We start from the raw sequence: 13,482 nt of genomic DNA, 5'->3' as shown, positions 1-13,482 counted from the left end.
TGCCTACTCCGCAAACTTACGGCCGCATTGCGGGCAGCGCTCGGGCGCGTCGGCGGCGGGCTCGAGCTTCGGATCGAAGACCGTTTCCAAGATCGTGAGAGACACGCGAACGATACGCGAGTCGATATCGGCAAAGAGGCGCTCCCTTTGCGCCTGTTCGAGCGTCGTTCCTTCGGACAGGACGCCGAATGAGTCGTCGGCATGCTGCAGAGCGAGCCGTTCCATCATTGCGCCCCTTTCATTGCTGGCTGCGGATCACGCAGCGCGATGTTGAGGTAATGAACGCCCGTCTTGAACCGCTTCTTTTCAACGCCGATCGCGGCGATGACTTCGCCGAATTCGCGAAGGGCGGCCTGTTTCGATTTGTTCGCTTGGGCGAAAGCGGAATAAGCCTCGTAAAGTTCGCTGGCCTTCAGGCGACCGGCGTCGAGCGCCTCGTTTCCGAAGTGAACCTGGCTGCGCAGGAACCGGCCCAGGGCCGGATAGGCGGAACAGGCTTCCGCGATCTTCGCGTCGAATGGAGCGGGCTGTTTCTTCGCCTTTCGCGCCGGCCGCGCCGCTTTGCCCTCGTCGGCGTCGATCGCATCGCGCATCGCCTCCGCGAGCGGCGTCTCTCGCTCGGAATAGATCGCCTCTTCCAGCGCGCCTGGCCGCGTGGGGAAGGCCATCCAATTTGAAAAGGGCGGCGGCAGATGGCCCTGCTCTTTCGAGAGCGTTGCCGCATATTCGGCGAGCTTGTCTTTCTTCCAGCCCTTCACGCGGCCGGCCTCGGCCGGGCCGATCAGCGCGCCAACGACGCGCAGCGTGCGCTCCTTTTCGGCGGCCTCGAAGAAGGCCTTGCGATCGACGGCGCGGAAGAGCGCGCCTGTCACGTCTCCGCCGCGCTCGGCCACGTTGCGGAACAGAACGCCGATCGCGTCGAAGCCGACGCCTTGCGTTTCGATCCCCGCGGCCACGATCCGCGCGAAGGCGACAGTGAGATCGCAAGTCGACGCCGCGGCGCATGCGGCGAGCGCATCGGGGAAATTGAGCGGCCGGATGCGCTTCAGCAGCTCATTGTCTTCCGGCTCATGCGATTGCACGGGGCGCAGGCCGATACTGAAGACGCCGTATTGGCAGCCGAGCGCCGCAACAGCGAGCATCATGGCGATATCGGGCCGTTGGCGCGTGGCGTCGCGCAATGCCGCCGTCGCGGCAACGTCGATGACAGCGCGCAGCTGCTTGCCAAGCTCGCCGAGAGGCTTCGGAACATCTTCGGCCTCAGCGTGTTCATCTGCGAGCGCAAGCTTGTGCCCGCTCTCGCCCGGCGGCGATTCTGGCCCATCGCCGCCGGGCGCCCTCGCGGCTTCGTCGGGGAGCGCGACGCCGCGGGAAAAGCAGATCAGTCCTTCGCTATTCAGCCACGCCTCAACGCCGGCGCGCGCGCGCTCGTCGAGAGAGAAAGCGCGCAACGTCGCGGCCGCGAAGATGTTTTCGCGCTCTTCATTGAGCGCGATGTAGTCCGCCCCCTCCTCTTCGAGCGCGTCGTCGATTTTGTTCAGCCGTTCGTCCTCGTCGTCGGTGAACGGCGGATCGGCCATGCCGCCGAAGATGGCGCGATCGCCCTTCGCAAGGCCAAAGCCCCAGCCCTCGGCCGCCGCGATGCGCTCCGCCTCTTTGCGCAGGCAATCATTGGCGACCCGAATTGCGATGCGAGGATCGCGCAGGCCGGGACGCTCGGCGAAGAGATCGTCGAGCACGCGGCCGCCGGCTTCGAGATAAGCCTCCAGCCGCTCGGCGTCGGCGGTGAGAAATTTCGCGACTGGCTCGCTTGCGACCATGGCGTCGCCGCGCAGCGCGGCGCGGATGGCGAAGGCGTCATCGAGCTTGTGGGGCGCACGCGCGGCCCAATCGTCGAGCAGCGCCTCCTGCGCCTCCAGCGGCGCGATTGTGTAGGCCTCCGCCGCCTCGCGCGACATCTCGCCCTTGCGCCACATTTCCCGCACGCGCGGGGCGAGCGCCGCGAGCGCCAGGCGCTGGCGGACATGCTTTTCGGTTTCGTGAAAGACCTTGGCGACATCGGCGAGACGCATGCCCGCGTAGACAAGCTCGGAGAAGGCCTCATATTCGTCGACGGGATGCAAGGAGCGCGAAGTCGTGGAAACGGCGAGCGCGACAAGGCGCGCCGAGGCTTCGTCGCCTTCATGTATCTCGACCGGAATGGCGTCGAAATCGCCTAAGCCGCGTGGCGCCGGACCGCCCTCGGCGGCAAGCTGCGTCAACGCCCGCCAGCGGCGGCCGCCGTCGAGCACTTCATATTCGCCGGGCTTCCCCGGCGTCGGCCAAACGATCAAATCCTGCTTGAGGCCAATTGCGGCGAATGTTGCGGCGAGCTGGGCGACGTCGTCTGTTCCGCGTCGTGGATTGAGCGGCGAAATGCGCGTGATGCTCGAAAGGGGGAGCGTTGTGGTCATTGGAAAATCCGATTTGCGAAATGGTCTTTCGCTTTCGCGCTTGTATTGATGAGCGACTGAAAGAGGCTTGTCGCCGGCCGAGCGGCAAATGGCGCCCCGGTCCTATTCGGCGTGAGTGAGGAGATCGCGGAATAGCCACTGCCCCGCGGCAAAGCCGGCGGCGAGGATGAGGCAGGGCGTAGTGACAAGAAACGTCACGAACTGGTTGTCGGTCAGAATGTGCATCTTAGTCCTCCAGGCTGCAGCGGAATTTACTGGCAGTCGTGGAGAGACGATACCATTTTGGTTTTTTCTGTCAATGCCATTATGGCATGGAGCTTGGCGTTCCGGCGAAAAGACAAAAGGAGGAAGACCTCCCCCTAGGCCCAGTCGAGCTAGCTAGCGCGAAAATACCGGTTAGAATCGGGTCGAGTTTTAATGACCAGGCGATTATTTAGCCTGCTCTCTAGGGGCGCGGTTCTTAAGCCCCGAGTGTGAGATGAACGATCGAGGCAGAAGGCCTACGATCTTTATGCGGATGGTTCTAGACTATCAGACAGCAACTCGAAGCTAACGGGGTAATAATAGCTTGACCCCGTTACCATAGCGAATTCGTAGGGGAACTTTGGTCTCTTATTTTTTTCGAACCCGCTCTTGAAACGCAGCGAGTGATAAACAGTCTCGTCCAGATAGGCGCCTGCTGGATCGTGTGCTTTTTTCCTAATTGCTGCGCGCGCTATGCTCTATCGCCTGAGTCTGTGCAAATGGAAGGCCAAGACTGTTGAAAGAGAAATGGTTTCCACTTCTCGAAAGATGCATTAACGCATCATCATAATATTCATTTCCACCTTGCGTGATGACTGCATATATATCCAGTCCCAACACGCCGGCATAGGCAGACCTTATCTCGGGTAGGAGCCAAAGAATCCTCTCTGGCTCATACGTATACTTAGTGCCGCTATCATATTGACCCACGAAGTAATTGCTTTTCAATAGTATGCTGTCGGCAAAGGACATGAAGGCGACGGAGGGGTTTTTCGCGGCAATCTCATCGATGCGGTCCCGTAGCTCGATCAGCTTCGAGCGGGTCAGAACGCCACTGGCGAGTGCCTTTTTCACGTTTATAGCATCAACGAGCGCGAATATTGAATGCGATCGAAGATGTAGACTGCACAGCCAATCGCCACGGACGAAAATCACCGGGTCATAATCATATTGCCAGCTCGCTATACACGTAATGAATGCCGAGCGCGGGAGCGTGACGCGGATCTGATGAAAGCGATCGATTCGGTTGGGATACCAAGACAATTCAATATGATCGCAGTCTAAGGCTCTGGCGATTGCCGCTGAATAATACCCCACCGAATATGCGCTGTCGCCCTCGTCGTCTAATGACTTTATCAGCGCGGCCTCGAATTCTACCATCCACTTCTCGTCCATCAGGCACAGGTCCTGATCAACGGGTATTCCCTCGAACGCATAGACTTGTATTTGAGGATGCTCGAACACCGGTCGCCAACTCCATTGTCGCTTCTGCATAAAATATTTGGTCGGTCGACGCCCGAAGCGGGGATCAGTTGCGCGGCGACGTATTCCGGGCCGGAATTTCAGCCTGACACATTTCAGATCATTTCAGAGTCTCACAATACCCGCCTTAGACAATTTATCATGATCGCCCCGTGGTCCTGGGGCGGCTAGTCACTCACGCTGCCAAAGCGCATAGACGAAACCACCCAGGAAGGCCCCAAACAGAGCGAGGCTCGGCCAGTCATAACGCTGACGCAACGGCAGCTTGCGCCATTCGGCCTCGTCGGCTTCGTCTCGGTTATGTTGTCCCTGCCAGCCCATTACCGTCCCTATACCAGCTTCATCATCCCGCAAATTCGTCCGACTATCTGGATATCGGCGATACGCTCAAAGCGTTCCCCATGTGAGGGATTGTCCGATTCGATCCTGACCATGGCCTCCCCTTTTTCTCTGAAAGCCTCAAGTCGTTTAACTATGATCTCACCATAAATGTCGCGCATGGCGTAAAGGCCCGGCGGCGAAATCCGCTGATGCGTCGTGTCGATAAAGACCACATCACCGTGATTGATCGTAGGCGCCATGCTCTCACCCTGCGTCGTCATAGCAATAATGCTTGAGATAGGTGCGCGGAACCCGCTCCGCACGAAACTCGGGGGGAGAATCCACGGCTCTGGCTTCATAGCGTCAACGACGCGCCACCCTTCATCGGTAGCCTCGAAAGCCTCCGGCACGTGCTGGCCTCCGCCAAGCCCCGCCCTGGAATCAACCTCGCCGATGGCACCCTCTGGTAGAGTGATTTTTTCCCCGTCAGAGTTCACGACCTCGCCGGTCGCTTGCGGTGACGCCTCATCTTCAGAGCCGAATAGCAACTCAACTGGCTTGACGCCGAGATGTGGCGCTAGGCGCTCAGCCCATTCCTTCGTCAGCTTCCGCTTCGCGGCCTCAAGCCTGTTAATCTGTGGCTGCGTCGTGCCGGCCAACTCGGCCAGCCTCGCCTGAGAGACGCCTTTCGTTTCGCGGATTTTTTTGAGCGCGTTCATACCGAAATGGTAATTGGCACCCTTGCGCCAGTCTAACGCCATAATGGTATATTGCTCTTGCATAATTATTCCAGTCTGGTATTTTATGTGCATGAAGCTCGCCGATTACCTCACCAAAAACGACATCACGCATGCCGATTTCGGTAGGCTGATCCGAATCTCGCAGGCCGCCGTCACGCGGTACGCCCAAGGCGATCGCTTCCCAAAAAAAGAAATTCTCGAACGCATCTATGCCGCAACCGAAGGGGCTGTGACGCCGAACGATTTCTTCCTCTTCAAGAACGATGCACCCGCCATGCCCGCCGGGACTGAGGAGGCCGCGCAATGAACGGCACGATCGCACCTGACGCCGGCGATCTGCTCGCCTCGGCGTCTGATATCGCCGTGCGCGTCACGCGCGATCTCTCCGACCTGCGATCCATTCTGGACCGTGCCGATGCGGAAGAGGAAGCGGATTTCGTCGGCGAGATCGCGGGCGAATTCGAGGAGTTCGTACAGCATCTCGAAGGTCTGAATGAGAAGCGCGCGGAACTACGGTCCCGCGCGCTCAAATGCCTAACCGCGGCGCCGCAATCGCCGGGGCTCAGTGAGTGAGTGTTCGTCATCTCCCCCATGCGTCTCTAATCGCATGGGAGTGAGCGTCGATGCGTCCAGAGGGAATGGATAAAATGTCCATCGTGGAAGGGTTCGAAATTCGCGCGCGCAATTGGCTCGATTTCGCCGAGGCGAGCGAAGCCAAGCTGCTCGGCGTGACGCGCGACGAAGCGCGCCCGCTGCTCGCGGCGCGCATGCAGGAAGCGCCCGGAACGCTGGAAAATCTGTTCCGCGGCCGCCTGAAGGACATCCGTGTAAAACTCTATGAAAAAGCCCGCCGCGAATACATCCGCGCCGCCGAACGCGAAATCGGAAAGCTCGAAAATGATCTGGCTATTGCGCGCGCGGGACATAGCGACGCTGATTTCATCGATGCTTGCGAGATTGAAGCGCACCTCGCGGCGCTACGTGCGATCGTTGAGCGGCGCAAGAAGGTGAGGCGCGCGGCGTAGCGCAGCGACTCGCGCTTGTTTCGTTGCGTGTAGCGTCGAGTGCCGGGCCGCGGCGGGCGGCTGATAAAAGTCGCGGCCCGGGTCGTTTCCAGAGGGGCGAAGATGCAACGCGATCTCGATCTCTTTGTTCCGGTCCCTCGGCGCGCGCCGGGCAAGCCGCGCGTTGCGCCGCGAACTGTACCGCGCACCCTCGCGCCGGCGCCGCATCGTTGCGTCATCTGCGGCGCCTTTGGGCCTTTCGGCAAGGGCGACGTGCGTCGGCCGGAAAGCATCATCTGGGCATGCGGAGAACATCGGAGGCATCTTGGCTGACGAGATTCACGCGCAAGGGCGTCGCGAGCCCCTCCCCTGCCGCCGCGCGGGCGAGAGCTTTGAGACCTTTTTCGAAGGCCAAAGTTTCCGCGTCACCTATGGCCGCTTCGACAATGGCCGGCTGGCGGAAGTTTTCATCAGCGCCGTCAAGACAACGACGCTGTTCGACCATTTGGCGCGCGACACGGGGCTGTTGCTTTCGCTCGCCCTGCAGCATGGGGCAGCAGCCGCGCAACTGGCGAGCGCGATCTCGCGCGACGGCGAAGGCCGCCCGCAAGGGCTCGCCGGCCATGTCCTCGATGCGATCGATGGGGAGCGACAATGAACGATATCGCACGCAAGGTCTTGCCGCTCGACGAAGTGCGGCGTCGGCTCCAGCGCGGGCCGCTCGATCGCGCCGCCATCGCGACGATTATCGCCGAGCAATTGAGCGACGCGGAATTCGACGGCCTGACCGAGAAGCAGCGCGTCGCCGTGGCGCTGCGCCGACTGGGGCTGACGGCGATTCAATGCGCCGACGCGCTCGATCTCTCCAGTGGGAATTTGATCGATCAATTGCTCAGCAACGCGAAAAAGCGCGGCGTCGAGCCCAGCTATGGCGCGGCGTGCGCGCAAGCCAAGAAAGCGAGTCTGCATGACCATCGCACATGATCTCGCTTGGCGAGACTGGATCGAAGAAGCGCGTCGCGTGAGCGTCGCGAGCTATTGCACGCTGCGCGGGATCAAAATCAGACCGGGTGATGCGGGGCAACCTTGCCCCGGATGCGGCGGGCAGGATCGCTTCTCCGTGAACACGCGCAAGAATGTGTGGAACTGCCGCGTGTCGGGCTTTTCTGGCGACGCGATTGCACTTGCGCAACATATCGACGGGCTCGATTTCGTCGGCGCGTGCGAGGCCGTGACAGGGCGGCCGCCGCCGGGGCGCGAGGCCAGCGAAACGTTTGAAGAGCGGCGCGAGCGCGAGGCGCAGCTCGCCAGGCGCGAGGAAGAGCGTATCGCCGAGGAAGAGCGGCGCGCGCATGAACGCAATGTTTTTCGCGAAGCCGAGCGTCGCCGCGCCTGGGGATTTTGGCGGCGATCTCTCCAGCTCTCCGGCACGCCCGTCGAGGCCTATCTCGAAAAGCGGCGGATTCGCCCTCACCCTTCGTCACGCCTGCGCTTCGCGCCGGAAATGGAGCTTTGGAACGAAACGAAGCGCTGTATCGCCCGCAAGGGCCCGGCGATGATTTCGGCGATCGAAGGCGTCGACGGGCGCTTTACGGGCGTGCATGTCACCTGGATCGATCTCGACGCGCCCAGGGGCAAGGCGGAAACGGTCGATCCGGAAACCGGCATGATGCTGCCGGCGAAGAAGGTGCGCGGCTCGCTCAAGGGCGGTTCGATCCGCATGGTCTCCGGCGGCGACGAACCGAGGCGCTGGTTTCTCGGCGAGGGCATAGAGACGGTTCTCTCCGTCTATTGGTCTTTGATCGAAGCGGGCTCGCCGCTCGTCGAGGGGGCGGAGTTTCGGACGAGCGTCGATCTCGACAATCTCGGCGGCAAGGCCAAGGGCCGCATCAAGCACCCTACGAAAACCTTCGTCGACGCGCGCGGCCGCACGCGCGCGGTGTTGGTGCGCGACGACACGCTTGTCGCGCCGCAGGACGATTGGCGCGTGATCTATGTGCCGCCTTCCGTCGAAGAGCTGATCCTGCTCGGCGACGGCGACAGCGATCCTTTCACGACGCGGCTCGCGCTGCTTCGCGGGGCGAAGCGATTTTCGCGTGAATATCCCTCTCTCACCATCAAGCTCGCGATGAGCAAGGAGGGCGCGGATTTCAACGATATGCGCATGCGCGCGTTAGAGGGCGAGGCGGCGTGATGGGAAAAGATGACATCGTCCAGGTTGTCGAGGGCGCCGAAATCCTGGCCTTCCCAGGCGCGCGCAAGGCGGCGTTGGCGTCGGGCAATGCGGCCGCTGCGCCTGGCGATGCTCAGGCGCAGAATGGCGGCGACGCTGAGCCGCCGGAGAATGACGCGCCGCCGCCGGAAGATGGGGATGATGGGCCGCGCGATTTCATAGACGAGTTCAACTGCGAGTGGTGCTTCGTCCTGATGGGCTCGCGCGCCGTTGTCATACGCGAAATGCCCGACGCGCCGATCGAGGATCGCACCCGCGTTCTCTCGGTCGACGCCTTCAAGGCCTATTTCCAGAACCAGTTTCGTCCCGTGCTCAAGCGCGAGCGGCAGGAAGACGGCTCTTACCAGACCGTCCGCCGCTATGTGTCCGTCGCGCCCTATTGGCTCAAGCACGCGCGGCGGCGCACCTATGACGGCATCGAGTTCTTTCCCGATCCCAACAACGCGCCGGGGACGAAGGGCTATTTCAATTTGTGGCGAGGTTTCTCTGTCTCGCCGGACAGGCAAACGCCCGCCAAGGAGCGCTGGAAGAAATATTTCACCTTTCAGGATCACGTGAAGGCGAACATCTGCGATAGCGACTATCGAATCTATCGCTGGGTTTGGCACTGGTTCGCGCATCTCGTCCAGAGGCCGCGCGAGCGCATCGGCACGGCGATCGTGCTGCGCGGCAAGATGGGCACGGGCAAGACGGTCGTCGGCGACGTCATCGGCTCGCTCTTCGCTTCGCATTATTTCCTCGTCGACGATCCGCGTTACCTTGTCGGCCAGTTCAACGCCCATATGGGCTCTTGCATCCTTCTGCAGGTGGATGAGGGCATTTGGGCCGGCGACAAGGCGGCGGAAGGCCGGCTGAAGGGGCTCGTCACTGCGCCCAAGCAGATGATCGAAGCCAAGGGCGTCGATCCGATACGCCTCGACAATTATGTGCGGCTGCTCTTCTCGTCCAATGAAAGCTGGGTTGTGCCGGCCGGCATGGATGAACGCCGCTTCGCCTGTTTCGACGTGGCGGAGCATTGGAAGGAAGATCACGGCCGCTTCGCAAAGCTTTACGCCGAGCTGAACGATGGCGGGAGAGAGGCGCTGTTGGCGGATTTGCTGGAGGTCGATCTCGACGCGCCGGACGCGCCTAACCTCCGCGTGATTCCGAAAACCGCTGCGCTACTGGAGCAGAAAATTCGGTCGCTCGATCCGATTGCGGCCTGGTGGCTTCAGCGCCTCGAAGACGGCGCGCAGACGCATCGTGCGGGCGCCTGGCGCGAGAAAGTGCCGGCCGCGACGCTCTTCAACGATTACCTCCGCACAAATGAGAGGATCGGCGTTCGGCGCAAGGCGAGCGAGACTGAGTTCGGGATTGCGCTGCGCCGCTTAGTGCCGGGTGTCGAGCGCGTGCGCTCCGTCGAAGAAGTCGAGGTCTGGGACGAAGAGACACTGAAGACCGTCCAGGTCACGCGGCGCGTTTGGTGCCTGCGTTTCCCCTCGCTTGGGCAATGCAAGCGCAGTTTCGATGCGGCGCTGAAGCAGGCGTTTCCTTGGGGCGAAGCCGTGCCCGACGAAGAAGCGGAGCTAGACGCGAGTTGAAAGTGTCCCACCTGTCCCACCTTCTCGCATGTGCAGCATAGAGGTGGGACACTGTAAGCAACTGAATTCAGGGGCGTCGTCCCACCTGTCCCACCTGTCCCACCTTTTTCGGCGGTTCGGACAAAAGGGCCGGCGCGGTCGGAATGGCAAAATAGGTGGGACAGGTGGGACAGGTGGGACAAACGGCGTGAGATCATACGGTTATGCGTGTCCCACCTTTATTTTTTGTTTGATCAAGGTGGGACAGGTGGGACACTTTAGTCGGTGTGGCGTGGATGGCGTTCGGCGATGAAATGGAAGGGCGAGCGGCGATGGCGCAAACGGCGCGGGCAAACGACGTCAATCGGAAGTTTTGGGAACAAGCCGAACAGGAGCCGGCTTGGTATGTGGTTGAAGCAATCGAGGGGAAGGAGTTCGAACTTTCGATCGCGCTGGAAGCGGCCTTCATGGGAAGCGCAGAAGTGCTCCACTTGGTGGAGGTCGTGCGAACAACTCGACGCATCATGGCGGGCGGCGTGATGAGGCGCGCTGCTTCGGTTCGCAAAGTTTCGCGCTTCGGGCCGCTGATCTTCCTCCGCGTGGCGATGACGAAGGGGCTCTGTGAGAAAATTTTCCACATGCCTTTGGCGGCAGGCGTCGTGCGCTGCAAGGATGGCGAAAGGCCGGTTGTCGTGTCGGCCGAAATGATTGAGTTCTACAAGAAATCCGACTCGTTCGGGACCGCCGTCATGGCTATGCAAATAGCTGTTGGCGACACTGTCGAAGTGACGCAAGGGCCTGCGATCGGATGGAAGGGCGTTGTCGAGAGGGTTGACAACCGTCGCAGCTTGATACTCGATACGTCTAAATTCGGCGGGTCGGCGCCCTTGTTTGTTGAAGCCGGCCACGTCGCGCTCGTGGTGCAATGCCGAAAGCGTCCGATCGAGCCCGACGTCAAACTACGCCAGCGCAAGCGGGCGTAAGTGCGAAGCTTGCCCTTGGCCCTCAAGCTCCTCAAACCGCGTATCAAGGCGGCGCCTACGTCGCGCGTCAGGATGCTCCCGTCAGACGGCGGAGCGAACGCCGCGCATTACCAGTCTGCCGCCCATAAGGCTTGGGCCGCGGAGGTGAAGCAGCGGGATGGCCATCGATGCGTCGAGTGTGGCGCGCATGGGCACGGCGTCCGACTGATCGCTGACCATGTCGTCGAGATCGAGGACGGCGGCGCGCGGCTCGACCCAAACAACGGCCAGACCCTTTGCGCCCCATGCAGCAATCGGAAGACGGCGAAAGCCAAGGCAGCAAGGCGCGCCCGGTAACCCACCAATGATTGTTGGTCGGTTGGGGGTGGGGGTTAAATCCGCGCCCGGCGTGCCGACTAGAAATCGGACTGCCCCTCACGCGCAGATTTTTGACCGCTGAAAGTCTGAAAACTTTTTTTCACATGGTCTGATGGCCCGGAAACCTAAAAGCACTCGCGGCAGCGCGCCAAAGTGGTTGGTCAATCGTGTGGCCCGCGCGCTTTGGGTGAAGTTGCACGAGGAGCTGGCTTCGATCCGCTTTCTGCAGTCGACCGATTACAACGCGCTGGGGCGTTACGTCCAATACATGGCCGAGTGGATTTCGCTGACCGACACTCTCGAAAAGGAGGGTCACAGCTACAAGACGTCTTCGGAGCATGTCGAGGAGCTGGTCCGGCCCCGGCCGGAGTTTCGGATGCGCAAAGATATCGAGGCGTGCCTCGCCTCTCTCGAAGACAGGCTCGGCCTCAATCCTCGCTATCGCTTCGCTATCACGCAAGCGTTGCTCGCGACGAAAGCGCCGCCACCGCCCGGTCAGGCAGACCTGCCGCTTGCCGGTGATGACGACGCGGCGGAAACTGCGATCGACGCGAAAAGCGAATGGGAGCGCCTGCTCGGCGCGTCGAACAGACCGCATTGACCGCTGCATGGAATTTCGCCGTTCCGGATTGGCGCGAGCGCATCCGGGAGGGTCGCTCCCTGATCCCGGACCTGCCGATCTTCCGCGACCAGGCGGATCGCGCTGTCGCTGTATTCAATCGTTTGCGGCTCGCGGACGTCAAGGACAATCCGACGATGGAGTCGGCGTCCGGTCAATGGTTCCGTGAGATCGCCGCGGCGCTGCTCGGTTCGGTCTCGCCACAAACTCTCCATCGGATGGTTCCGGAGCTGTTTGCTCTAGTGCCCAAGAAGAACAGCAAGACGACCGGCGGCGCCTTGCTGATGCTCGCCGCGCTCATCCTCAACGAGCGCCCGAATGCCGCGTTTCTCTTCGTCGCGCCGACCAAGCTTATCGCCGAGCTATCATTCAATCAGGCTCTCGGCGCCATCGCCCTCGACCCTTATCTTTCCGGCCGCTTTCATGTGCAAAACCACATCAAGAAGATCACGGACTCGAAAACCGGCGGCTTTCTGCAGATCAAATCTTTCGACCCAAACGTCCTCACCGGCACGAAGCCGGTCGGCGCGTTGATCGACGAAGTGCACCTCATTGGAACGGCGCCGGAAGCCGATCGCGTCATCAGGCAGTTGCGCAGCGGCATGATCTCTCAGCCCGAGGCTTTTTTGGCCTTCATCACTACGCAATCGGAGCGGCCTCCCGCGGGCGTCTTCAAGCGCGAGCTCACCCGCGCTCGCGATGTCCGCGACGGTCGCCGCGCTGATGCTCTACTTGCAGTGCTCTACGAGTTCCCCGAGGAAATCGGGCGCGCCAAGAAGAACGCCGACGGCGCTTATCCATGGGAGGACCCGGCGCTCTGGCCCATGGTGACCCCAAATCTCGGCCGCTCCATCACAATCCCGCGCCTCTACGCGCTTTACCAGACCGCGAAACAGGACGGCGAAGCCGAACTTATCGGCTGGGCCTCGCAGCATCTGAATATTGAGGTCGGTCTTGGCCTGCGCTCGGACCGCTGGGTGGGCGCGGATCATTGGGCCGACGCCGGCCTCCCCGGTCTTACGCTCGAAACGCTGATCGAGCGCTGCGACGTCGCCGTCGTCGGCATCGATGGCGGCGGCCTCGACGATCTTCTCGGTCTCGGCGTGATCGGCCGCGATCGCGAGACGCGCGAATGGCTCGCCTGGGGACACGCCTTCGCATTTCGCGCGGCGCTCGCACGGCGCAAGAGCATCTCGCAAGAGCTGACGACTTTCGAGACCGAGGGCGACCTCACCATCGTCGAAACGCTCGGCGAGGATGTCAAAGGCCTGGTCGCCATTGTGCGGCGTCTCGCGGATGCTGGTTTGCTGCCGGACAAGGCGGCGATCGGCCTCGACCCGGCCGGGGTCGGCGCGATCGTCGACGCCCTGGCGGAAGCCGGGATCGATGATGACCAAATCTGCGGGGTCTCGCAGGGCTATAAGCTGATGGGCCCGATGAAGACGCTTGAGCGCAAGCTCGCTGACGCTAGCTTCTGGCATACCGGCTCCGGCCTCCTTGCCTGGGCCGTGTCCAACGCCAAAGTCGAACTCAAGGGAAACGCCGCTCTCATCACCAAGGCGGCGAGCGGCACGGCGAAAATCGATCCGCTCATGGCGCTTTTCGACGCGGCTGCGCTGATGAGCATGAATCCAGAGCCCTCCGCGGCCCGCCAACCGTCGATCTACGAAGAACAGGAAATGCGCGTTCTCAGGATCGGCGGCTGAT

At 61.5% G+C, this 13,482-nt stretch carries 17 protein-coding genes; 11 read left to right on the top strand and 6 right to left on the bottom strand.

Annotation, left to right across the window (positions count from 1 at the left end):
- Positions 1 to 3: 3 nt before the first annotated feature.
- The 6 genes from OGR47_RS02835 to OGR47_RS02810 form a co-directional block, all read right to left on the bottom strand.
- Positions 4 to 228, bottom strand: coding sequence for a hypothetical protein (locus OGR47_RS02835; RefSeq protein WP_165051507.1), 225 nt, complete (start codon positions 226 to 228; stop codon positions 4 to 6).
- Positions 225 to 2,453: a ParB/RepB/Spo0J family partition protein gene (locus OGR47_RS02830; protein WP_165051509.1), complete on the bottom strand. Its 2,229-nt coding sequence runs from the start codon at positions 2,451 to 2,453 to the stop codon at positions 225 to 227. Before OGR47_RS02830 ends, OGR47_RS02835 begins: the two co-directional genes overlap by 4 nt.
- A gap of 102 nt (positions 2,454 to 2,555) precedes the next feature.
- Positions 2,556 to 2,678, bottom strand: a complete 123-nt coding sequence (locus OGR47_RS02825) for a hypothetical protein (protein ID WP_256367628.1) — start codon at positions 2,676 to 2,678, stop codon at positions 2,556 to 2,558.
- Positions 2,679 to 3,152: 474 nt separating this feature from the next.
- A complete protein-coding gene (locus OGR47_RS02820; protein ID WP_165051511.1) occupies positions 3,153 to 3,941 on the bottom strand; it encodes a hypothetical protein in 789 nt (262 codons plus the stop codon).
- Positions 3,942 to 4,130: 189 nt separating this feature from the next.
- Positions 4,131 to 4,280 carry a hypothetical protein gene (locus OGR47_RS02815; protein WP_165051514.1) on the bottom strand — a complete coding sequence of 50 codons (150 nt, stop codon included), beginning with the start codon at positions 4,278 to 4,280 and terminating at the stop codon, positions 4,131 to 4,133.
- An 8-nt stretch (positions 4,281 to 4,288) separates the two neighbouring features.
- Positions 4,289 to 5,062 (bottom strand): XRE family transcriptional regulator, encoded by a 774-nt coding sequence (locus OGR47_RS02810; protein WP_165051516.1) that lies wholly within the window; start codon positions 5,060 to 5,062, stop codon positions 4,289 to 4,291.
- A gap of 28 nt (positions 5,063 to 5,090) precedes the next feature.
- Between OGR47_RS02810 and OGR47_RS02805 the strand changes: the two genes are divergently transcribed.
- The 11 genes from OGR47_RS02805 to OGR47_RS02755 all read left to right on the top strand — a co-directional run bounded on the left by OGR47_RS02805 (position 5,091) and on the right by OGR47_RS02755 (position 13,481).
- Positions 5,091 to 5,327 (top strand): helix-turn-helix transcriptional regulator, encoded by a 237-nt coding sequence (locus tag OGR47_RS02805; RefSeq protein WP_165051518.1) that lies wholly within the window; start codon positions 5,091 to 5,093, stop codon positions 5,325 to 5,327.
- Positions 5,324 to 5,593 carry a hypothetical protein gene (locus tag OGR47_RS02800; protein ID WP_165051521.1) on the top strand — a complete coding sequence of 90 codons (270 nt, stop codon included), beginning with the start codon at positions 5,324 to 5,326 and terminating at the stop codon, positions 5,591 to 5,593. The genes OGR47_RS02805 and OGR47_RS02800 overlap by 4 nt, the downstream gene beginning before the upstream one ends.
- A 74-nt stretch (positions 5,594 to 5,667) precedes the next feature.
- Positions 5,668 to 6,045, top strand: a complete 378-nt coding sequence (locus OGR47_RS02795) for a hypothetical protein (protein ID WP_165051524.1) — start codon at positions 5,668 to 5,670, stop codon at positions 6,043 to 6,045.
- Between the two features lie 304 nt (positions 6,046 to 6,349).
- Positions 6,350 to 6,682, top strand: coding sequence for a hypothetical protein (locus tag OGR47_RS02790; RefSeq protein WP_165051526.1), 333 nt, complete (start codon positions 6,350 to 6,352; stop codon positions 6,680 to 6,682).
- On the top strand, positions 6,679 to 7,008 hold the full coding sequence (locus OGR47_RS02785) for a hypothetical protein (protein WP_165051529.1): 330 nt from the start codon (positions 6,679 to 6,681) through the stop codon (positions 7,006 to 7,008). The genes OGR47_RS02790 and OGR47_RS02785 overlap by 4 nt, the downstream gene beginning before the upstream one ends.
- Complete coding sequence (locus OGR47_RS02780) at positions 6,992 to 8,218, top strand: DNA primase (RefSeq protein ID WP_165051531.1); 1,227 nt, start codon at positions 6,992 to 6,994, stop codon at positions 8,216 to 8,218. Before OGR47_RS02785 ends, OGR47_RS02780 begins: the two co-directional genes overlap by 17 nt.
- Positions 8,218 to 9,837: a DUF5906 domain-containing protein gene (locus tag OGR47_RS02775; protein ID WP_165051533.1), complete on the top strand. Its 1,620-nt coding sequence runs from the start codon at positions 8,218 to 8,220 to the stop codon at positions 9,835 to 9,837. Before OGR47_RS02780 ends, OGR47_RS02775 begins: the two co-directional genes overlap by 1 nt.
- 311 nt (positions 9,838 to 10,148) lie before the next feature.
- Positions 10,149 to 10,799, top strand: a complete 651-nt coding sequence (gene nusG, locus OGR47_RS02770; protein ID WP_165051536.1) for a transcription termination/antitermination protein NusG — start codon at positions 10,149 to 10,151, stop codon at positions 10,797 to 10,799.
- Between the two features lie 72 nt (positions 10,800 to 10,871).
- Positions 10,872 to 11,135 carry an HNH endonuclease gene (locus tag OGR47_RS02765; RefSeq protein ID WP_165051538.1) on the top strand — a complete coding sequence of 88 codons (264 nt, stop codon included), beginning with the start codon at positions 10,872 to 10,874 and terminating at the stop codon, positions 11,133 to 11,135.
- Between the two features lie 178 nt (positions 11,136 to 11,313).
- The gene (locus tag OGR47_RS02760) at positions 11,314 to 11,757 is read left to right on the top strand and encodes a phage terminase small subunit P27 family (RefSeq protein ID WP_165051540.1); all 444 of its coding nucleotides are present in this window, start codon (positions 11,314 to 11,316) and stop codon (positions 11,755 to 11,757) included.
- Positions 11,718 to 13,481, top strand: coding sequence for a terminase TerL endonuclease subunit (locus OGR47_RS02755; protein ID WP_165051542.1), 1,764 nt, complete (start codon positions 11,718 to 11,720; stop codon positions 13,479 to 13,481). Before OGR47_RS02760 ends, OGR47_RS02755 begins: the two co-directional genes overlap by 40 nt.
- Position 13,482 lies beyond the last annotated feature (1 nt).

This window comes from Methylocystis sp. MJC1 (genome assembly GCF_026427715.1).
Taxonomy (GTDB): domain Bacteria; phylum Pseudomonadota; class Alphaproteobacteria; order Rhizobiales; family Beijerinckiaceae; genus Methylocystis.
This window is presented reverse-complemented; position numbering and strand designations above follow the sequence as displayed.